At 71.9% G+C, this 20,076-nt stretch carries 20 protein-coding genes; 12 read left to right on the top strand and 8 right to left on the bottom strand.

The features are described from left to right. Positions 1-139: 139 nt before the first annotated feature. Complete coding sequence (locus ACFYTT_RS19000) at positions 140-403, bottom strand: flavin reductase (RefSeq protein ID WP_387260744.1); 264 nt, start codon at positions 401-403, stop codon at positions 140-142. After that, a complete protein-coding gene (locus tag ACFYTT_RS18995; RefSeq protein WP_387260741.1) occupies positions 400-594 on the bottom strand; it encodes a hypothetical protein in 195 nt (64 codons plus the stop codon). The genes ACFYTT_RS19000 and ACFYTT_RS18995 overlap by 4 nt, the downstream gene beginning before the upstream one ends. Before the next feature lie 527 nt (positions 595-1,121). Here ACFYTT_RS18995 and ACFYTT_RS18990 point away from each other — a divergent pair. Then, positions 1,122-1,922 (top strand): helix-turn-helix transcriptional regulator, encoded by an 801-nt coding sequence (locus ACFYTT_RS18990; RefSeq protein ID WP_387260738.1) that lies wholly within the window; start codon positions 1,122-1,124, stop codon positions 1,920-1,922. Continuing rightward, a complete protein-coding gene (locus ACFYTT_RS18985; RefSeq protein ID WP_387260736.1) occupies positions 1,910-2,104 on the top strand; it encodes a DUF397 domain-containing protein in 195 nt (64 codons plus the stop codon). Before ACFYTT_RS18990 ends, ACFYTT_RS18985 begins: the two co-directional genes overlap by 13 nt. Before the next feature lie 129 nt (positions 2,105-2,233). Here the strand turns inward: ACFYTT_RS18985 and ACFYTT_RS18980 are convergent, their stop codons facing one another. Then, entirely contained in the window at positions 2,234-2,587 is a 354-nt protein-coding gene (locus ACFYTT_RS18980; RefSeq protein ID WP_387260734.1) for a MerR family transcriptional regulator, read from the bottom strand. Between the two features lie 64 nt (positions 2,588-2,651). Between ACFYTT_RS18980 and ACFYTT_RS18975 the strand changes: the two genes are divergently transcribed. Further along, a complete protein-coding gene (locus ACFYTT_RS18975) occupies positions 2,652-3,455 on the top strand; it encodes an aminotransferase class IV family protein (protein ID WP_387260731.1) in 804 nt (267 codons plus the stop codon). Between the two features lie 45 nt (positions 3,456-3,500). Here ACFYTT_RS18975 and ACFYTT_RS18970 read toward each other — a convergent pair whose 3' ends face one another. Continuing rightward, positions 3,501-4,811 carry a pentapeptide repeat-containing protein gene (locus ACFYTT_RS18970; RefSeq protein WP_387260728.1) on the bottom strand — a complete coding sequence of 437 codons (1,311 nt, stop codon included), beginning with the start codon at positions 4,809-4,811 and terminating at the stop codon, positions 3,501-3,503. Positions 4,812-5,002: 191 nt separating this feature from the next. Between ACFYTT_RS18970 and ACFYTT_RS18965 the strand changes: the two genes are divergently transcribed. Continuing rightward, positions 5,003-5,806 (top strand): TerC family protein, encoded by an 804-nt coding sequence (locus tag ACFYTT_RS18965; protein WP_131053951.1) that lies wholly within the window; start codon positions 5,003-5,005, stop codon positions 5,804-5,806. Positions 5,807-6,041: 235 nt separating this feature from the next. Continuing rightward, positions 6,042-6,971, top strand: a complete 930-nt coding sequence (locus ACFYTT_RS18960; protein ID WP_387260725.1) for an esterase/lipase family protein — start codon at positions 6,042-6,044, stop codon at positions 6,969-6,971. A gap of 199 nt (positions 6,972-7,170) precedes the next feature. On the opposite strand, the gene ACFYTT_RS18955 is transcribed toward ACFYTT_RS18960, so the two are convergent. Beyond that, the gene (locus ACFYTT_RS18955) at positions 7,171-8,043 is read right to left on the bottom strand and encodes an aldo/keto reductase (RefSeq protein WP_387260722.1); all 873 of its coding nucleotides are present in this window, start codon (positions 8,041-8,043) and stop codon (positions 7,171-7,173) included. 291 nt (positions 8,044-8,334) lie between these two features. Here ACFYTT_RS18955 and ACFYTT_RS18950 point away from each other — a divergent pair, with 291 nt between their 5' ends. The 5 genes from ACFYTT_RS18950 to ACFYTT_RS18930 all read left to right on the top strand — a co-directional run bounded on the left by ACFYTT_RS18950 (position 8,335) and on the right by ACFYTT_RS18930 (position 13,005). Next, positions 8,335-8,703, top strand: a complete 369-nt coding sequence (locus tag ACFYTT_RS18950; protein WP_117227117.1) for a YciI family protein — start codon at positions 8,335-8,337, stop codon at positions 8,701-8,703. A 255-nt stretch (positions 8,704-8,958) separates the two neighbouring features. After that, positions 8,959-10,407, top strand: coding sequence for a pyruvate kinase (pyk, locus tag ACFYTT_RS18945; RefSeq protein ID WP_131053954.1), 1,449 nt, complete (start codon positions 8,959-8,961; stop codon positions 10,405-10,407). Then, positions 10,404-11,291 carry an acyl-CoA thioesterase II gene (locus ACFYTT_RS18940; RefSeq protein ID WP_176094844.1) on the top strand — a complete coding sequence of 296 codons (888 nt, stop codon included), beginning with the start codon at positions 10,404-10,406 and terminating at the stop codon, positions 11,289-11,291. The genes pyk and ACFYTT_RS18940 overlap by 4 nt, the downstream gene beginning before the upstream one ends. A gap of 60 nt (positions 11,292-11,351) precedes the next feature. Further along, the gene (locus ACFYTT_RS18935) at positions 11,352-11,813 is read left to right on the top strand and encodes an Rrf2 family transcriptional regulator (protein ID WP_131053955.1); all 462 of its coding nucleotides are present in this window, start codon (positions 11,352-11,354) and stop codon (positions 11,811-11,813) included. Positions 11,814-12,027: 214 nt separating this feature from the next. Next, positions 12,028-13,005 (top strand): sulfite exporter TauE/SafE family protein, encoded by a 978-nt coding sequence (locus ACFYTT_RS18930; RefSeq protein ID WP_387260716.1) that lies wholly within the window; start codon positions 12,028-12,030, stop codon positions 13,003-13,005. 141 nt (positions 13,006-13,146) lie between these two features. Here ACFYTT_RS18930 and ACFYTT_RS18925 read toward each other — a convergent pair whose 3' ends face one another. Then, positions 13,147-14,577: a pyridoxal-dependent decarboxylase gene (locus ACFYTT_RS18925; protein WP_387260713.1), complete on the bottom strand. Its 1,431-nt coding sequence runs from the start codon at positions 14,575-14,577 to the stop codon at positions 13,147-13,149. 212 nt (positions 14,578-14,789) lie between these two features. On the opposite strand from ACFYTT_RS18925, the gene ACFYTT_RS18920 reads away from it, so the two are divergent. Continuing rightward, a complete protein-coding gene (locus ACFYTT_RS18920; protein WP_387260710.1) occupies positions 14,790-17,039 on the top strand; it encodes a cellulose binding domain-containing protein in 2,250 nt (749 codons plus the stop codon). Positions 17,040-17,273: 234 nt separating this feature from the next. On the opposite strand, the gene ACFYTT_RS18915 is transcribed toward ACFYTT_RS18920, so the two are convergent. Both ACFYTT_RS18915 and ACFYTT_RS18910 read right to left on the bottom strand, forming a co-directional pair. Then, on the bottom strand, positions 17,274-18,278 hold the full coding sequence (locus ACFYTT_RS18915; RefSeq protein ID WP_176095941.1) for an LLM class flavin-dependent oxidoreductase: 1,005 nt from the start codon (positions 18,276-18,278) through the stop codon (positions 17,274-17,276). A 56-nt stretch (positions 18,279-18,334) separates the two neighbouring features. Continuing rightward, positions 18,335-18,814: an Lrp/AsnC family transcriptional regulator gene (locus tag ACFYTT_RS18910; protein WP_131053250.1), complete on the bottom strand. Its 480-nt coding sequence runs from the start codon at positions 18,812-18,814 to the stop codon at positions 18,335-18,337. Positions 18,815-18,916: 102 nt separating this feature from the next. On the opposite strand from ACFYTT_RS18910, the gene ACFYTT_RS18905 reads away from it, so the two are divergent. Next, positions 18,917-20,074, top strand: a complete 1,158-nt coding sequence (locus tag ACFYTT_RS18905; protein WP_387260705.1) for a trans-sulfuration enzyme family protein — start codon at positions 18,917-18,919, stop codon at positions 20,072-20,074. Positions 20,075-20,076 lie beyond the last annotated feature (2 nt).

The following is a 20,076-nucleotide window of genomic DNA, read 5'->3' as shown; positions in this document are numbered from 1 at the left end:
ATGCGCCGTATTCACGAGTGTGAGGAGTTGGCTGCGGCGATGGTAACAGTGTCCCGCGAGCTTCGCGGTCACTGCATCGACATGGTTGCGGTGCGTCGGACCGATCCGGGCACAGAGGACTGCGGACGGCAGCCACTACTCAATTCCCCCGGGACAGTTGCGGGCGCACCCAGTCGGTGAATCGTCGGTGCAGGTCCGGCAGGCGAGTGGCGGGCTTGGCGGCGGCGAGCTGCGCGATGGCCTCTTCCCGCAGCGTGACCAGATAGACCATCAGCCCCGGGATGTTGTCCCGGTACTCGGCGAGCAGGCGCACCTTCGCCGTCGAGCACGGCCAGGCGACGCCGCAGGCCCGGCAGCGCCACGTCGGGCGGGAGGGTACGTGCTCGCGGGCGGGCGTGCTCACCTGGCGGCCCTCGGTGCGTTGCGCCGGACCGGGGTACGGCGCGGGGCCGCCGGTGGCGGTGCGGGACGCATCCCGCCGGGGCGGACGAACAACTCGCGGCGGTCGGTGGCGTCGCCCCGGGCGTCGAGTACGTACACCTCGATCCACGTCCAACCGTCGAAGCTGTTCCGGTCGGTGCGCTCACGGATCACCCGCACCGTGATCGGCGTGTGGAACTGGGGCGACGCGTCGCGGGTCAGCCGGTAGACACCGGGCGCGACGCGGGGCGTCCCGTCCTCACGGACCGCCCTCGCCGACCTGCCTTCCGATGAGGTGCTTGTTCGGACGGTGGGGCTCTGGATGGTAGGGGGCGGCGGGGTAGTGGCCCGGACGGTGTTGGTCGGCGCGAGACCGGGCGATGTGGTGGCGGTCGGCGCGGTGGCGGGGCGGTGCGACCAGCGGGACGTCGGCACTCGATTCGCAGTTTTCGGCACGGACGTCTCCTCGCGTGGGTGGTCCTGAACGGGGGTCGCCGCGAGTGCTCGCCCGGCGGCGACCCCCGTCACGTACGCACCCGCCGGGTCGCAGGGGGTCGGCCTCCACCGGGTACGCCGTGCTCCTTCCACCCTGGACGGCAGCCCCCTAGGCTCGGAACAGTCATCGCTCGATCACGGAATGTGGCGACCAGGTTCGCGCCAACGCGGAACGGCGTATCGCGCCGGGGAAGGGTGAGGAAGCTGTGGGAATCTCGCCGTCGGAGTACCTGCTTCGCGAGTTACGGCGACGTCGCGGGGCGGCCGGGTTGACCCAGGCGCAACTCGGTGAGCGGGTCTTCTGCTCGGACACCCAGGTCAGCGCGATCGAGACGGGCACCAAGCCGCCGACGCTGCCCTACCTGACCGCCGTCGACAAGGCGCTGGACACCGGCGGGTACTTCGCGACGCTCTGGAACGAGTTGGTGAACGGTGAGGCCGCGCCGGTCTGGCTGCGCGAGCTGATCCAGATCGAACGGGAAGTGACCGCGCTGCGGTGGTACGAGCACTCCTTCGTCCCGGGGCTCCTGCAGACCGAGGCGTATGCCCGCACGACCTTCCGGGCGGCGCGCACCCCGACCGCCGAGCTGGACCAGCGGGTCGCCGCGCGGCTGGAACGGCAGGCGGTCCTCGCCGGTGACCCGGCTCCGCAACTGTTCGTGGTGTTGAACGAGATGGTGCTCCGGCGTCCCTGCGGCGGCCCCGACGTGATGGCCGAGCAGGTCGAGCATCTGCTGACCTGCGCTGAGCAGCCGCATATCCAGTTGCACGTGGTGCCGTTGTCGGCTGGCATCTATTCGGGTTTGGCCGGGGCGTTCATTCTGGCCGACCTGCCCGACGGGTCACGGGCGGGCTATGTGGACAATCAGGTGGCGGCGCAGATCGCGGGGGAGCCCGCCCTCCTCGCCAGCCTCGGATTGGCCTGGGACGCGGTTCGCGGCAAAGCCCTCCCGTTGGGGCAGACGCTCGACGTTCTCAAGGAGGCGGCCAAGACATGGACCATCTGAGCGGCGCACGCTGGCGTACCTCGTCCCGCTCGTCCACCAACGGCGGTGCCTGCGTGGAGGTCGCCGACAACCTCCCCGGCGTCGTCGGCGTACGCGACTCGAAGGACCCGGCCGGTCCGGCGCTGGTCTTCGCGCCGACTGCCTGGCGTGCGTTCGTGGCCCGGCTCGGCGACCGCACCTGACCCGCCGACGCCCGCCGCCACCCGACGAGCGACCCGGACGCCTCCCACCTGCCTGCCCGCCTCCCGCCCCGCGGTGGGTAGGCCTGTTGTCGCTGGGCCGGCTACAGAGCTACCCGCCGCCGAACGTGGTCACGCGGGTCGTTCGGCGGTGGTGGCGAGGAGGTGGGCGAGCGCGGTCCGGGCGTTCTGGAGGGTGTAGATCCGGGCGTCGAGGCTGCGGAGCTGGTCGGCCAGGGTCGGCGCGGCACAGTGTTCGAGTTCCGGGCCGGGTCCCTGCACGCAGGGCAGCACCTCGCGGATGACGCTGGTGGTCAGCCCGGCGGCGAGCAGCGCCCGGACGTGGCCGACCACGACCGGGGCGTCGTCGGCGTAACGGCGGTGGCCTGCACCGATCCGGTCCGAGGTGAGCAGTCCCTGCTCCTCGTAGTAGCGCAGGAGCCGGGGGCTGACGCCGGTGAGGCGTGACAGTTCGCCGATCTTCATCCCGATGTGATCTGCCTCATCCGCACTGGAAACTGACACCGATGTCAGATCGTACGGTGCCGATATGACGTACTTCGTTGTGCAGCGCGACGGCCGGACGGCGACCGCTGAGGACCTGGCGCCGCTGGCCTTCGCGGGCCACGCGCACTTTACCGCCATGCAGGTACGCGGGGGACAGGTGCGGGGCCTCGACCTGCACCTGGAGCGGCTGCGGTCCGCCTCGACCCGGATGTTCGGTCGGGTGGTGCCCGACGAGCGGGTCCGTGCCCACCTGCGGGCGGCTCTGGCGCAGAGCCCGGACGATGTCTCGTTGCTGGCCACCGTGTACTCGTCGGCGGGCGAGTTCACCCTGCCCGGTCCGGACGACGAACTGGCGGTGCTGGTCCGGACCGGGCCGGCGGCATCCGGGCCGCCGGGGCCGCTGACGCTGGCGACGGTCGAGTACGAACGGGTGCTCCCGGAGGTGAAGCACGTCGGCGAGGTGGCCAAGACGCATCTTCTCCGTCAGGCCGTGGGGCGAGGTGCCGACGACGCCGCGTTCGTCGACCGGCGGGGACGGTTGAGTGAGGGGACGATCTGGAACCTGGCCTTCTGGGACGGCACGTCGGTGGTGTGGCCCGACGCGGAGATGCTCGGCGGGACCACGATGGGCATCGTCCGCCGCCAGGTGGACCGCCTCGGCGTCCCGCAGCGCGTGCGGGAGGTCACGGTCGCCGACCTGCCGACGATGGCGGGGTGCGTGGTGATGAACTCCTGGACGCCGGGTGTGCCGGCGCACCGGATCGACGCGGTGCCGTTGCCCGAGGCGCCGTCCTTCGTGTCCCTGCTGCACCGGGCCTACCGGGCCGAACCGCTCACCTCGCCGTGAGGCAGGGGATCCGGGGCGGGGGAGTCGAGGTCGGACTGCGCGCGTTCACGGGTCGGTGAGCAGGAGCCAGTCGTCGTCCAGGGGCGCGACGGTGGTGCCGTCGGGCCAGACGTGGGCGGCGGACGCCGTCGCGCGGGCCCGGTCGACCCGGGGGCGGTGGGCCAGCGTGGCGGACTCGAAGCTGACCGGGCCACCGAAGCGGGCGCGACCGAAGTTCGCCGTGCCGGGGAAGCGGGCACCGGTGAACCAGGCGTCGGTGGCGAACTCGGTCCAGCGGAACAGGGCCAGGTCGGCGAAGAGGGTGTCGCGGAAGTCGGCGTGGCCGCCGAAGACGGTGTGCTCCATGGAGAGTCCGCCGAGGAACGACGCCCGGCCGAAGTCGGCACCGCCGCCGAACGTGGTGTGGTCGAAGGTCACCGAGCGGCGGAACGTGGCGCCGCGCCAGGAGGTCTCGCCGAGCACGGCGCGCCGGGCGGAGACCCGCCCGCCGAACTCGGCGCCGTCGGCGTGCAGCCCGCCGGTGATCCGCGCACCGTCCAGGACGACCTCCGCGTCGCCGGTGACCGCGTCCAGCACCAGCTCGTCGAAGGTGGCCGCCAGCACCAGCCGGCCACCGAGGCGGGCACCGCCGAACCGGGTGACGCCGGTGCAGGTCGCGCCGGTCAGGTCCGCGTCGTCGAGGGTGCACCCGGAGGCGTCGAGGTCGTGCAGGCGGGCGCCGGTCAGGTCCAGCCGCATACCGGGCCAGAACGCGTCGCCGTCCGCGCGCAGGTGCGCGGTCACCACCCGCTGCGCGGTACGCCGTACCTCCGACTCGCGCGCGTCGTCGTCCGGCGGCATCCGCAGGTACGCGCAGAGCACCGCCACGATGGTCGTGCGCTGTGCCGGGTTGTCCTGACCGAGGCGTTCCAGGGCGTGCAGTCCGCCGAGGCGTACCGCGGCGTTGTCGTTGCCGAGCAGTTCGACGGCCCGGGTGTACAGCTCGGTGAGTCGGCGCTCGGCGGCGTCGTACGCGGCGGCCTCGGCCTGCCGTTCCTGGTGCCGCTGCCCGGCCTCGGCGACCGCCTCGACGTGCGCCTGCACCCGGTCGCGGTGTTCCTGGTCCCGTGCGGCGACGGTCTCCTGGTGTCGCTGCGCCCGCTCGTTGATCCACTGTCGGCGGGCGGCGAGCAGCAGGGCGAGCCCGCCGCCGGTGCCGGCAACCACCGTCAGGCCGGTGCGGATCGCGTCGATACGCAGGCCGGCCCGGGTGTCCGGTGCGGCGGCCCGGTCGGCCTCGCCGAGCAGCCAGTCCAGCACCCACCAGCCGAGCAGGGCGGCCACCAGCAGCCCGATCAGGATCAGCCACCACGGCATGACCCGGAGACGCTCTTCATCGGAGGGCGAGGTGCCGCGCACGGCTCACAGCATGCCATCGCGCCGCACCCTGCGCGGGTGCCGACCGCCTGGGGTTGCGGCGGAACCTCCGGCGCGGTACGCCATGCGTACGCAGATCCGCCGATGGCTCCGGGTGCCGACCCGGCGGCGGTCTGGAAGTCGAGGATGGAATGGAATTCCTGACCAGTCCCGAGCTGTGGATCGCGTTCGCGACCCTGCTCCTGCTGGAGATCGTGCTGGGCATCGACAACGTCGTGTTCATCTCGATCCTGTCCGGCCGGTTACCCGAGCACCAGCAGGCCCGCGCCCGGATGATCGGTATCTCGCTCGCCCTGATCACCCGTCTGATCCTGTTGGCCTCGTTGTCCTGGATCATCGGCCTGACCGCTCCGCTGTTCACCGTGCTCGGTCAGGAGATCTCCGGGCGGGACCTGATCCTGCTGCTCGGCGGGTTGTTCCTGGTCGGCAAGGCGACGTACGAGATCCACGAGCACCTGGAGGGATCCGACCACGCCAAGTCGGGCAAGAAGGCCGCCTCGTTCAGTGTGGTCATCGCGCAGATCCTGGTGCTGGACGTGGTCTTCTCGCTCGACTCGGTGATCACCGCGGTCGGCATGGTCGACGAACTCGCCATCATGGTGGCCGCCGTGGTGATCGCCATGATCATCATGTTGGTCTCGGTCAATGCGGTGAGCAGCTTCGTCAACCAGCACCCGACGGTCAAGATGCTCGCCCTGTCGTTCCTGCTGATCATCGGTGCGAGCCTGATCGCCGAGGGCCTCGACCAGCACATCCCGAAGGGCTACGTGTACGGCCCGATCGCCTTCTCGATCTTCGTGGAGTTCCTCAACCTGCGGGTCCGGTCGCGTCAGCGACGCCGACAGGAGAACCAGCCGGTGCAACTGCACCCGACGTACGTCAAGAACGGTCCGGCCCGACCCGAGCCCGAGCCGGAGAAGGCCCCGGCCGGCTGACGCCCGTACCACCCTGGACGCCGCACGCACCCGGTCGGTGCGTGCGGCGTCCGCCGTCCGGCGGTGCGCTCCGCTCTCCGCGGTGTTCGTGGGATGGCGACGAAGAGATCGCTACCCGCGCGTAACTTTTCATTGACGTTCCCGGATTGTGGCCCGCATCATCGAGGCACGGTCGATCGGACACCCCCACCGCCTCCACCCGGCAACCCCGGGATCCCCCTTGGGAGGTGCAGCGATGCTGCTCCGAAAGGCTGTCCCCGTCCTGGCCCTGGCCCTCGCCACCGTCCTGGCCTCCCCGGCCGCCGCCACCGCCGAGCCCGTCCCCGACACGTCAACGGCAGACGCCGCCACCGATCGCTCGGTCCTGGCCGATACCGGTCCGGTCGGTTCTGACCCGGTCGGTTCTGACCCGGTCGGTTCTGGCCTGGCCGGCTCTGGCCCGGTGGGTGCCGCCCCCGATCACGGCGGCGCGGCGGGATCCGCCGACGGCCTGCGGGCCCTTGCCGGGGCCAACCCGGTCATCGTCGTCGGCGGGCTCAGCGGCTTCGCCGCCGTCTACGAACCGCTCGCCGCGCGGCTGCGCGCCGACGGGTACCGCGTCTGGATCTATCCGCTGCCGAACCTCGGGCTCGGCGACATCACCACGTCCGCCGGAAGCCTGCGCAGTTTCGTCGGCCAGGTCCGCGCCAGCACCGGCGCGGCAAAGGTCGACCTGGTCGCCCACTCCGAAGGCGGCCTGGTCAGCCGCTACTACATCAAGAACCTGGGCGGCGGGGACGCCGTCGGACGCTACGTCAGCCTGGGCACCCCGCAGTACGGCACGTACGTCGCCAACATCGTGGCCTTCCTCGGCCTGGGCAGTTGTGCGGGAGTCGTCGCCTGCCAGCAGATGACGATCGGCTCGCCGTTCCTCACCGCGCTGAACGCCGGTGACGACACCCCCGGTGACGTCCGTTGGACCACCGTGCGTACCCGGCAGGACGAACTGGTGCGCCCGGTCGACAACGCCACGCTGGCCGACGGGGCGACGAACGTGTTGATCCAGTCCCGGTGTCCACTCCGCGTCGTCGGGCACCTCGGCCTGGTGACCGACGGCACCACGTACTCCGTGATCCGCCAAGCCCTCCGCGACCAACCCGTCAACCCCGCCTGCCTGGCCCTCTGACCCCCGCCCTCCCACCCGCCCCGCCCGTCCCTTCCGCCCCGCCGATCATGGAGTTGTGGTGCAGGAGTAGTGGTGATTGCCACCCTTTGTCCCTGCCGCAACTCCATGATCGGCGCGGTGGGCCGGCGTGCGGTGGGCCGGCGCGCGGAGGCCGTGGTGCGGTGGGTCGTGGTGCGGTGGGTCGTGGCGCGGGGGTGGGTCAGGTGGCGGTGGCGAGGGACTCGTACTCGGCGTCGGTCAGCTCTATGGTGGCGGCGGCGACGTTCTCCTCCAGGTGGGCCACCGACGAGGTGCCGGGGATCGGCAGCATCACCGGCGAGCGGCGCAGCAGCCAGGCGAGCGCGAGCTGGGCGGGCGTCGCGCCGTGCTCGGTGGAGATGGCGTCCAGCGGTCCGCCGGGGCGGGCCAGCTCGCCGGTGGCGATCGGGAACCACGGGATGAACGCGATGTCGTTCGTCTCGCAGTAGGTCAGCACCTCCTCGGCGCTGCGGTCGGCCACGTTGTAGAGGTTCTGCACCGAGACGATCGGCGCGATCCGGCGGGCCGCCTCGACCTGCGCGACGGTCACCTCGGAGAGCCCGATGTGCTGGATCTTGCCTTCCTGGCGCAGCAGCACCAGCTCGCCGAGCTGGTCCTCCAGTGGCACCTTCGCGTCGATGCGGTGCAACTGGTAGAGCGCGATGCTCTCCAGGCCCAGGTGGCGCAGGCTCAGCTCGCACTGCTGGCGCAGATACTCCGGCCGGCCCACCGGGCGCCACACGCCCGGGCCGCCGCGGGTCAGACCGGCCTTGGTCGCGATGACCAGATCGTCGGCGTACGGGTGCAGTGCCTCCCTGATCAACAGCTCGGAGACGAACGGGCCGTACGAGTCGGCGGTGTCGATGAAGGTGACGCCCAGGTCGTACGCCCGGCGCAGCACCCGGACCGCCTCGGCCGGGTCCTTCGGGTCACCCCAGACGCCCGGTCCGGTGATCTGCATGGCCCCGTAGCCGAGCCGGTCGACGGTCAGCTCGCCGCCGATGCGGTAGGTGCCGGAGGACTTCGCGGGTCGCGGGTCGGTGTCGCTCGCCATTCGCCGTTCCCATCGTGTCGTTCGTCGGTGACCGCGTCGGTCACCCTGGAGTACACCTTTCCCCTGGTGCGGCGGTTACACCGGCGCGGGCGGGTACCCGATCGTGGCCCCGCCGACGGCTGACGACCAACCGGGCGGCCGGGCCGGCTCCGAGGCCGACCGGGGTCGGATCCGAGTCGACCGGGGGCGAATCCGTTGAGCGGCCGGTGCCGGTCACCGGTGGCGTGAGACGCTCAGGACACCGCCGTGCGTGCCGCCGCAGGGCGCGGGTGAGCTGCGGAAAGGAACGTGATGGCAGGAGAGCCGCGGGTCGACTTCGCGCTCGACACGTTCGAGTGCATCGTGCTGTATCCCGGTGCCGCCGGGCGGGCGTTGCCGGCGGAGACCATCCAGCGCCTCCAGGCCGAGCACGCCGAGCACATGGCGGCGTTGCAGCGCCGGGGGATCATCCTGGTGGCCGGCGCGGTGGACGGCAACGACGCCCGGGAGCCGGATCCGCCGCTCGGCTTCGGGCTGGCGCGCACCGGCTCCGTGGACGACGTACGCAGTGTGATGGAGGCCGACCCGGCCGTGCAGGCCGAGCTCTACCGGGTGGACGTGATGACCTTCCTCTGCCCGGCGGGCTCGTTGGAGTTTCCGCTGGCCAAGACGGAGAGCTGAGGCGGGGACGGGATCCGCTGGTCGATCTTCGTGCCGTGATGTCGTGAGCACTCTCGGTCACCGGAGTGGAGCGCCTCGCCGCCCATTGGTGTCAGGGGCGTACCATTCCGGCGCGCGGTCGCTGTTGCCCGCCGTTGACGTCCGGTGCGGCTTTCGCCCGCCGGCTGCGCGCGTTACGGCGCGCAGCGTTGGACAATCGTTCCGCAATGCGCAAGGGGTCGGCCCGTGGTCCGACCTGGAGGAGAGACTAGCCTGATGGGCGTGACACGCCGCGCGAAGATCGTCTGCACTCTTGGCCCCGCCACCTCGTCGCCCGAGCGCATCCGTGGGCTCGTCGAGGCCGGCATGAATGTGGCGAGGCTCAACTTCAGCCACGGCAGCCACGCCGATCACGAGTCCGTCTATCGACTCGTCCGGGAGGCGGCCGAGGCGACCGGTCAGCCGGTGGCGATCCTGGCCGACCTGCAGGGACCGAAGATCCGGCTGGGCCGGTTCGCCGACGGGCCGCACGAGTGGCGTACCGGCGACTCCGTCGTGATCACCGGCGACGAGATCCTGGGCAGCAAGGAGCGCGTCTCCTGCACGTACCGCCGCCTTCCGCAGGAGGTCAAGCCCGGTGACCGGCTGCTGATCGACGACGGCCGGGTGGCCGTCGAGGTCACCGACGTGACCGGCAACGACATCCGGGTGCTGGTCACCGAGGGTGGGCCGGTCAGCAACAACAAGGGCGTCTCGCTGCCCAACGTCGCGGTCAGCGTGCCGGCCCTCTCCGAGAAGGACGCGGCCGACCTGCGGTTCGCGCTCGGTCTCGGTGTCGACCTGGTGGCGCTCTCGTTCGTCCGCTCCGCCGACGACATCAAGCTCTGCCACGCGATCATGAGTGAGGTCGGCGTGCACCGGCCCGTACTCGCGAAGGTCGAGAAGCCGGAGGCCGTCGACCACCTGGAAGCGATCGTGCTGGCCTTCGACGGGGTCATGGTCGCCCGGGGCGACCTCGGCGTGGAACTGCCGCTGGACGAGGTCCCGCTGGTGCAGAAGCGCGCCGTGCAGCTCTGCCGGGAGAACGCCAAGCCGGTCATCGTCGCCACCCAGATGCTCGACTCGATGATCGAGAACTCGCGCCCGACCCGCGCCGAGGCCTCCGACGTGGCCAACGCCGTGCTCGACGGCGCCGACGCGGTGATGCTCTCCGGCGAGACCAGCGTCGGCAAGTACCCGGTGCTCACGGTCAGCACCATGGCCAAGATCGTCACCACCACCGAGGCCGGGTCCATCGCCGTGCCGCGACTCCAGCACGACCCGCGTACCCACGGCGGGGCGCTGACCGTCGCCGCCTCCTCCATCGCCCGGGCCATCGGGGCCAAGGCGCTGGTCGCGTTCTCGCAGACCGGTGACACCGTGCGCCGGTTGAGCCGGCTGCACTGCGACCTGCCGCTGCTGGCCTTCACCCCGGTCCCCGAGGTGCGGCAGCAGCTCGCCCTCTGCTGGGGCGTGGAGACCTTCCTGATGCCGTTCGTGCAGCACACCGACGACATGTTCCGGCAGGTCGACCAGGCGCTGCTCGGCCTCAACCGGGGCAACCCCGGCGACCTGGTGGTGGTCGTGGCGGGCAGCCCGCCCGGCAGCCCCGGCTCGACCAACACGCTGCGGGTGCACCAGCTCGGATCGCTCGTCGACGCCGCCACCGCGAGGGCGTTGCAGTGACCGACGGCGAGGGGACCATCGTCGGCCAGGCCGCCGTCGACCAGCTGCTTGAGGTGCTCGACCTGGAGTCGACCGGCACCATGTCGTTCCGGGGGATGAGCCCCCCGGTCGGCCCGCAGCGGGTCTACGGCGGCCAGGTCGCCGGCCAGGCACTGGTCGCGGCCGGGCGCACCGTCGCCCCGGACCGGGTGGTCCACTCGCTGCACGGCTACTTCGTCCGCGCCGGGGACCCGGCCGAGCCGATCGCGTACGAGGTGGAGAACATCCGCGACGGCCGGTCCTTCTCGGTCCGCCGCTCGGTCGCCCTGCAACACGGCAAGCCGATCTTCTTCATGTCCGCCTCGTTCCAGCGGCACGAGGAGGGGCTCGACCACCAGACTCCGGTCCCGCCGGACGTGCCCGCCCCGGACGCCGTGCCGACGATGTCCGACCGGCTGGCCCGTTATCCCGAGCGGCTCGGCATCTGGGGGCAGATCCCGCGCCCCATCGACGTACGCTACGTCGGCGAACCCGGTTGGGTACGCCCCGGCGACCGGCCGGCCGATCCGCACCAACGGGTGTGGATGCGCATCGACGGCAAACTCCCCGACGACCCGCTGCTGCACGCCTGCGCCCTCACGTACGCCTCCGACCTGACCCTGCTCGACTCGGTGCTCTCCGTGCACGGCGAGGTGTGGGGGCCGGGCGGGGTGGTCGGTGCGAGCCTGGACCACGCCCTGTGGTTCCACCGCCCGTTCCGCGCCGACGAATGGTTCCTCTACGACTGCGGCAGCCCGTCCGCCTCCGGTGCGCGCGGGCTGGCCACCGGCCAGTTGTTCACCGTCGACGGCCGGCACATCGCCAGCGTGGTGCAGGAGGGACTGCTGCGTCGGGTGGGCGAGTGAGACCGATCGGCCCAGGGGTGATCGTCCAGGTGGATCGGGTGGCCCGCTAACCTGTCCGGCATGCGACTCTCCGCTCGGGTGGACTACGCCCTCCGCGCGGTCACCGAGCTGGCCTCGGTGACCGGGTCCGGGCGCGGTCGCCCGGTGACCGCCGACCAGATCGCCCGGGCCCAGGAGATCCCTCCGAAGTTCCTGGAGAGCATCCTGTTGCAGATGCGTCGGGGCGGCATCGTGCAGGCGCAGCGGGGACCCGAGGGTGGCTACTGGTTGGCCCGTCCGGCGGAGGAGATCTCCCTGGCCGAGGTGATCCGGGTGATCGACGGACCACTGGCCCACATCCGTGGCCAGCGCCCCGAACAACTCGGCTACCACGGCGCGGCCCGCGCCCTGCAGGACGTCTGGATCGCCCTGCGCGCCAGCGAGCGTCAGATCCTCGAACTGGTCACCGTGGCCGACGTGGCCCAGGGCACCCTGCCCGAACAGGTGACCAAACTGGTCGCCGACCCCCGCGCCTGGACCTGATCCCGTCCACCAGGGCAGCCGACGCCCCTCATCGTGGCAGCGTGGGTGGTCCCGGCCCGGCGTGTCGTGCAGGTGCACTGCCACGATCGCGCGTGCGTTCCGGGCGCCGTGTCCGGGTGTCGTCCCACTGACCGATCAGGGGGTTGACCGGAGGGCACTGCGTACCGCATTCTCGACCAAGTTGATAGGAGATGCCGAAAAGTAGGGGGCGTCCGTGCGCAAGTTGCTCGTCATCGCACTGGTCGGGCTGGCCGCACAGTTGGTCGACGGTGCGCTCGGCATGGCCTACGGACTGACGTCCACGACCCTGCTGCTGGTGGTCGGCATCGCACCGGCTGCGGCGTCCGCCTCGGTGCACCTGGCCGAGATCGGCACCACGCTCGCCTCCGGGGCGGCGCACTGGCGGTTCGGCAACGTCGACTGGCGGGTGGTGCGCCGCATCGCCCTGCCGGGCGCGATCGGCGCGTTCGCCGGGGCCACCTTCCTCAGTTGGCTCTCCACCGAGTCGGCCGCCCCCTGGATGGCCGCCATCCTGTTCACCCTCGGCGCGTACCTGCTCGTCCGGTTCTCCCGGCCGCTGCGCCGCAACCCGGCCGCAGGCCAGCTGCGCGGCCGTTTCCTCGGCCCGCTCGGGCTGGTCGCCGGTTTCGTCGACGCCACCGGCGGCGGCGGATGGGGCCCGGTCGCCACGCCGGCCCTGCTGGCGTCCGGGCGGATGGAGCCGCGCAAGGTGATCGGCTCGGTGGACACCTCCGAGTTCGTCGTCGCCTCCTCGGCCAGCCTCGGCTTCCTGATCGGCCTCGGCACCGAGGGCTTCCTGCTGCCGATCGTGCTCGCCCTGCTCGCCGGTGGTCTGATCGCCGCACCGATCGCGGCCTACCTGGTGCGGATCATCCCGGCCCAGATGCTCGGCGCGGCCGTCGGCGGCGTGATCGTGCTGACCAACGCCCGCGTCCTGCTGGGCGCCGCCGAGGTGCCCAGCGCCGTGCCGGTGGTGGTCTACGTGCTGCTGGCCGCCGGCTGGGTGGCCGCGCTGGTGCTGGCGGTGCGGGTGCTGCGGCGGACCCGCCGCGAGGAGGCGCTCGCGACGGCCACCGCACCGGTCGACGGTGCCGCGTCGCCCGCCGAGGCAGACGCCACGCCGGCCGAGGCTGAGGGCGGCACCCGTGCCCTCTCCGGCGCGGACCGCTGACAGCCCGCCCGTCGTCCCCGGCCGCACGCCCCGACCGTAAGGAAGGGACCCTTCCTATGCACGAGGCGTTAGTACGGGGCCCTTCCTTACCACCGGATCGCCGAGGGTCTGCCCGCGCCGGGTCGGCCCGACGCCGGTGACTCAGTCGGCGGCGGTACGCGTAGCCTGCGAGATCAGCTCCCACGCCTGGTCCACGTGGACCTCGGTGGTCTGCGGCGCACCGACGGCCAGCCGCAGCGTGTACCGGCCGGCGACCCGGGTGTGCGTCAGATGGACGCGACCGGTGGCGTTCACCGCCGCCAGCAGCCGCTCGTTCGGCTCGTCGTCGCCCCGCAGCCGGAAACAGACCAGCGCGTACGGGTGCCCGGTGACCAGTTCGAAGCGGTCGTCGGCGCGTACCCGGTCGGCGAAGCGGGCGGCCAGGGTGACCCCGCTGCGGATGTGCGCGCGCAGCCCCTCGACGCCGTACCAGCGCAGCACGAACCAGAGCTTGAGCGCGCGGAAGCGCCGACCGAGCGGCACCTGCCAGTCCCGGTAGTCGATCACCGCACCCGACTCGGTGGCCGCGTTGCGCAGGTACTCGGGCAGCACGGTCAGCGCCTCGACCAGCTCACCGGCGTCGGCCACCCAGAACGCGTCACAGTCGAAGCCGGTCAGCAGCCACTTGTGCGGATCGAAGCAGTAGGAGTCGGCGTACTCCAGTCCGTCGTGGCCGGACCGCAGCTCGGGGCAGACCGCCGCCGAGCCCGCGTACGCGGCGTCGACGTGCAGGAAGACGCCGTGCTCGGCGCAGACCGGCCCGATCTGCGGCAGCGGGTCCACGGCGGTGGTGGAGGTGGTGCCGACGGTCGCCACCACCAGGGCGGGGACCACCCCGGCGGCGATGTCCGCCTCGATCGCGGCCCGCAGCGCCGTCGCCGACATGGCCCGGGTCTCCGGGTCCACCTCGATCAGCCGTACGCCCTCGGCGCCGAGCCCGGCGATCCGGGCGGCCTTCTCCACGGAGGAGTGGCCCTCGGTGGAGGTGTAGACCCGGTACCGTCGGTCCACGCCGACCTGTCGCCAGCGTCCCCGCGCGGCCCGGTGCAGCGCCACCAGGGTGGCGACCAGCGTGGCGGAGGAGGCGGAGTCCTGGATGACCCCACCGCCGGGGCCGCTGGAACGGAACGTGCGCGGCAGGTCCATCAGGTCGGCCAGCCAGTCGAGCAGCACCGTCTCCATCTCGGTGCAGGCCGGGCCGGTGGCCCAGAGCATCCCCTGCACGCCGAGCCCGGCGCTGACCATGTCGCCCAGCACGCTGGGTCCGCTGGTGTTGGCCGGGAAGTAGCCGAAGAAGCCGGGATGCTGCCAGTGGGTGAGCCCGGGTGTCACCAGCGAGTCCAGGTCGGCGAGGAGCGCCTCGACGGGTTCACCGTGCGTCGGCGGCCGGGCCGGTAATCGGGCGGCGACGGTGCCGGGTGGATCCGGCGAGGTGACCGGACGCTTGTCGAGGGTGGCCCAGTAGTCGGCGATCCAGTCGACGACCGCGTACCCGGCCTGGCGGAACTCGTCCGGTGTCATGTGCGCTGGCATGCCGGAAGTCGATCAAGAAGTGGGCGCGCTGGCAAGCATGCGGCGTGATTGTGCCGAGAAAGCGCTTGCCATAGCATCACAGCTGCGCGGGGCCGCGTAGACCGACATCGATGCGCCGGGATCTCTGCCTTCCAGCGCGGGACGTCACCGTCGGACAGGGCACGCCGGCGGACAGGCGGGTACCGCGCGTGACCTCCTCCGGAGGGACGACCATGCCTCGCACCACCCGCCAGGCCGCGCTGCTGGCCACGGCCACCGCCACCATCCTCGCGGCCGGAGGGCTGACCACCCTCACCGCGTCGGCCGCCGCCGCCGGCTGCCGCGTCGACTACCGGGTCACCAACCAGTGGTCCGGCGGCTTCGGCGCCGACGTCACCGTGACCAACCTCGGTGATCCGCTCACCGGCTGGACCGTCACCTGGACCTGGCCCGCCGGTCAACAGGTCAGTCAGGCCTGGAACGCCACCGTCAGCCAGTCCGGCACCCAGGTCACCGCCCGCAACGTGGACTACAACGCCACGCTCGGCACCAACGCCAGCACCGCCTTCGGCTTCAACGGCTCCTGGTCCGGCACCAACCCCGCACCGACCGTCTTCGCCGTCAACGGCACCACCTGCACCGGCACGACCCCACCGACCACCACGCTGCCGCCCGTCACACCCACCCCGACCACGCCGCCGCCGACCACACCACCGCCCACCACCCCGCCGGCCGGCGCGATGCAGGCGGAGAACATCGACCGGGGACTGGTCAGCGTCCGCGCCGGCACCGGCAACCTGGTCTCCTGGCGCCTGCTGGGCACCGAGACCTCCGGGGTGGCTTTCCACCTCTACCGGGGCGGCACCCGGATCACCGCCAGCCCGCTCACCGGCGCCACCAACTACCTGGACAACGGCGCCGCCGCCGGCAGCACGTACACCGTGCGGGCCGTCGTCGACGGCGTCGAACAGGCCGCCTCGGCGCCCGCGCTCCAGTTCCCCGCCGGCTACCTGGACGTGCCGTTGCAGATCCCGCCGGGCGGCACCACTCCCAGCGGCGAGGCCTACACCTACGCCGCCAACGACGCCAGCGTCGGCGACCTCGACGGCGACGGCCGCTACGAGTTCGTCGTCAAGTGGGACCCCTCCAACGCCAAGGACAACGCCCAGTCCGGCTACACCGGCAACGTCTACGTCGACGCGTACACCCTGACCGGCACCCGCCTGTGGCGCATCGACCTGGGCCGCAACATCCGGGCCGGCGCCCACTACACCCAGTTCCAGGTGTACGACTACGACGGCGACGGCGACGCCGAGGTCGCCATGAAGACCGCCGACGGCACCCGCTCCGGCACCGGCCAGGTCATCGGCAACGCCGGCGCCGACCACCGCAACTCCAGCGGGTACGTGCTCGCCGGCTCCGAGTACCTGACCATGTTCGACGGCCGCACCGGCGCCGCCCTCTCCACCGTGGCCTACGACCCGCCGCGCGGCACCGTCTCCTCCTGGGGCGACAACTACGGCAACCGGGTGGACCGGTTCCTCGCCGCCACCGCCTACCTCGACGGACAACGCCCCTCGCTGATCATGGCCCGGGGCTACTACACCCGCGCGGTGATCGCCGCCTGGGACTTCCGCAACGGCAGCCTGACCAGACGCTGGACCTTCGACTCCAACGCCTCCGGCAACGGCGCCGCCGCCGGCCAGGGCAACCACAACCTCTCCGTGGCCGACGTCGACGGCGACGGCCGACAGGAGATCGTCTACGGCGCCGCCACCATCGACGACAACGGCCGCCTGCTGCACTCCACCGGCACCGGCCACGGCGACGCCATGCACGTCGGCGACCTCGACCCGGCCCGCCCCGGCCTGGAGGTCTTCAAGGTCAACGAGAGCGGCAGCCAGCCCAGCTCCTACCTCGCCGACGCCCGCACCGGACAACGCATCTGGTCCACCCCGGCCGCCGGCGACAACGGCCGGGGCGTCGCCGGCGACATCTGGGCCGGCAGCCCCGGGGCCGAGTCCTGGTCGTCCGCCGTCAGCGGCCTGACCAACACCCGAGGCCAGAACGTCGGCCGCAAACCGTCCTCCACCAACTTCCTGATCTGGTGGGACGGCGACCCGGTACGCGAACTGCTCGACGCCACCCGCATCGACAAGTACGGCCCCGACGGCGACACCCGCCTGCTCACCGGCAGCGACGTGGCCTCGAACAACGGCACCAAGTCCACACCCGCGCTCTCCGCCGACATCCTCGGCGACTGGCGGGAGGAGGTCGTCTGGCGGACCAGCGACAACCGGGCCCTGCGCGTCTACAGCACACCCACGCAGACCGGCATCCGCCTGCCCACCCTCATGCACGACCTGCAGTACCGGGTCGCCGTCGCCTGGCAGAACACCGCCTACAACCAGCCGCCGCACCCGAGCTTCTTCCTCGGCGACGGCATGAGCACCCCGCCGGCACCCCGCATCTACCTGCGGTGACGTCGAAGGTGAGACAGTACTAGGCAGAGAAACGGACAGGCACCGGGCCGCGATCGCGGAATCCGCACAACCGCAGCCCGGTGCCCCACACCGCGGCACCCCCGACCCGTCCCGACCGGGGAGTGCCGTACCACCACCGGTAATAAAGTTAGGCGGGCTCCGCGTCGCGAGGGTGACGCTGTCGTGAAGATCGTGTTTCGTGCCCATCGAACCGCTGTGACCTGGGTTACTGCCTCAGCGCCGCAAGCCCCCGGCCACCTCGGTCGCGATCAGCTCGAACGACCGCACCCGGTCGACCACGTCGTACACCATCGCGGTCAGCATCAACTCGTCCGCACCGGTACGCGCCAGCAACTCACCCAACTGCCGCCGCACCGTCTCCGGCGACCCGGTCGCCTGACCCTCCCGGCGCTGCACCACGAACTCCCGCTCCAGGTCCGTGTACGGATACGCCGCCGCCTCCTCCGGCGTGGCGAGCGGCTCCGGCCGCCCCGACCGCAACCGCAGGAACGACAACCCCGCCGGCCCGGACAGCCACTCGGCACGCTCGTCGGTCTCCGCGCAGACCGCGTTCACCGCCACCATCGCGTACGGCCGCTCCAGCCACTGCGACGGGCGGAAACTCTGCCGGTACAACGCCAACGCGGGCAGCGTGTTCTGCGCGCTGAAGTGATGCGCGAACGAGAACGGCAACCCCAGCGCACCCGCCAACCGGGCACTGAACCCGCTGGACCCGAGCAACCACACCGCCGGCCGCTGCCCCCGACCCGGGGTGGCCGTGATCGGCCCCGACCCGTCCTCGCTGAAGTACTCCATCAGGTCGGCCAACTCCCGGGGGAAACCCTCCGCCGACAACCCCTCCATCGTCCGGCGCAACGCCAACGCGGTCACCTGGTCGGTGCCCGGCGCGCGACCGATACCCAGGTCGATACGGCCCGGATGCAGCGCCTCCAGCGTGCCGAACTGCTCCGCGACCACCAACGGCGCGTGGTTCGGCAACATCACCCCGCCCGACCCGAGACGGATGTTCTCGGTGTGCGCGGCCAGGTGCGCGAGCAGCACCGCCGGCGCCGACGACGCGATGGCCGGCATGTTGTGGTGCTCGGCCACCCAGAATCGGCGGTAGCCCCACTCGTCGGTGCGCCGGGCCAGCTCGGTGGTGTGCCGCAACGCCTCGGTCGCGGAGCCGCCGGCCGCGACAGGGGCCAGGTCAAGGACAGACAACGGTACGTCGATCACACGGCTGCCCAACCCGGCGGATGCCACATTTGTTCCCCACCGGCGGCCGACGTGAATCAGCCCATCCCGCGCGCCTGCTCGAAGATCAGGCTGGTCTGGCTGTGCTGCACGGCCGGATCCACGGCCAGGTAGTCGAGGACGAAGTCCCGCAGCGCCTCCGCCGACGCCGCCCGCACGTGCAACACGTAGTCCTCCGCCCCGGCCACGTGGAACACCGACACCACCCCCGGCAACCGGACCGAACGCGTCCGGAACGCGTCCACCGCCGCCCGCGCGTGCTCGGTCAACCGCACCGACACCAGCGCCTGCAACGGCAACCCCACCGCCGCCGGGTCCACCTCGGCGTGGAAACCCCGGATCGCCCCGCACTCCCGCAACGCCCGGGTCCGCGCCAGACACGTCGACGGCGCCACCCCCACCCGCTCGGCCAGCGCGTTGTTCGGCAACCGCCCGTCGGCGGCAAGCTCGGTCAGGATCGCGCGATCGGTGTCGTCCAGGGCCGCGAACGGCCGCACATCGTTCGGAACGAGGGGCATGAAGCCATCCTCCACCGAACATCCTCACTGCAGATAGGGTCAACAGCGAGTGATCTTCGGAAGTGTTGCCCTCTCGGCACGAGATGTTCGATCCTTGCCGCCATGACGACCGTGGACACCCGAGCCGTGCACGCCGGCCGCGACGACCTCGCCGCGCTGGGCGTCCACGTGCCCCCGATCGACCTCTCCACCACCAACCCGCTGCCCTCGGTCCACGACGGCGGCGACGCGTACGAACTCCTCGCCACCGGCGGCACCCCGCCACCCGGCACCAGCGCCGTCTACCAGCGGCTCTGGAACCCCACCGTGGCCCGTTTCGAGACCGCCCTCGCCGAACTCGAAGGCACCACCGACTCCGTCGCCTTCGCCAGCGGCATGGCCGCACTCACCGCCGCACTGCTCGCCGCCACCCGCGACGGGAAACGACACCTGGTCGCCGTCCGCCCGCTCTACGGCGGCACCGACCACGTGCTCGCCACCGGCCTGCTCGGCACCGACGTCACCTGGGCCCGCCCCGACGAGGTCGCCGCCGCCGTACGCCCCGACACCGCCCTGGTCGTCGCCGAGACCCCCGCCAACCCCACCCTCGACCTCGTCGACATCCGCGCCCTCGCCGACGCCGCCGGCGACGTGCCGCTGCTGATCGACAACACCGTCGCCACCCCGGTCCTCCAACAACCCGCCCGCCACGGCGCCGCGCTCGTCCTGCACAGCGCCACCAAGAGCATCGGCGGACACGGCGACGTCCTCGCCGGAGTCGTCGCCTGCGACCCCCGGTGGGCCGCCCGCCTGCGCCAGGTCCGCGCGCTCACCGGCGCGGTCCTGCACCCGCTCGGCGCGTACCTGCTGCACCGGGGCCTGCAGACACTGCCGCTGCGGGTCCGCGCCCAACAGGCCGGCGCGGAGAAAATCGTCGCCTGGCTCGCCGACCACCCCGCCGTCGAGCGCGTGCACCATCCCGGAATCGACGACCCCGCCGGGCTCATCGGCCGCCAACTCGCCGGCCCCGGCAGCCTGCTCGCCTTCCGGGTACGCGGCGGCGCACCCGCCGCGGCGGCGGTCGCCGGCGCCTGCCGGCTGATCACCCACGCGGTCTCGCTCGGCGGCGTCGACACCCTGATCCAGCACCCCACGTCGCTGACCCACCGCCCGGTCGACGGAGACGCGAAACCCGACGGCGGCCTGCTGCGGCTCTCGGTCGGCCTGGAGGACCCCGAGGACCTGCGCGTCGATCTGGCCCAGGCGCTCGCCGCCGCCTGACC

Origin of the sequence: Micromonospora sp. NPDC003816 (genome assembly GCF_042874705.1) — a bacterium.
GTDB lineage: Bacteria > Actinomycetota > Actinomycetes > Mycobacteriales > Micromonosporaceae > Micromonospora.
The sequence above is the reverse complement of the archived record's forward strand: the minus strand, read 5'-3'. Positions and strand labels throughout refer to the sequence as shown.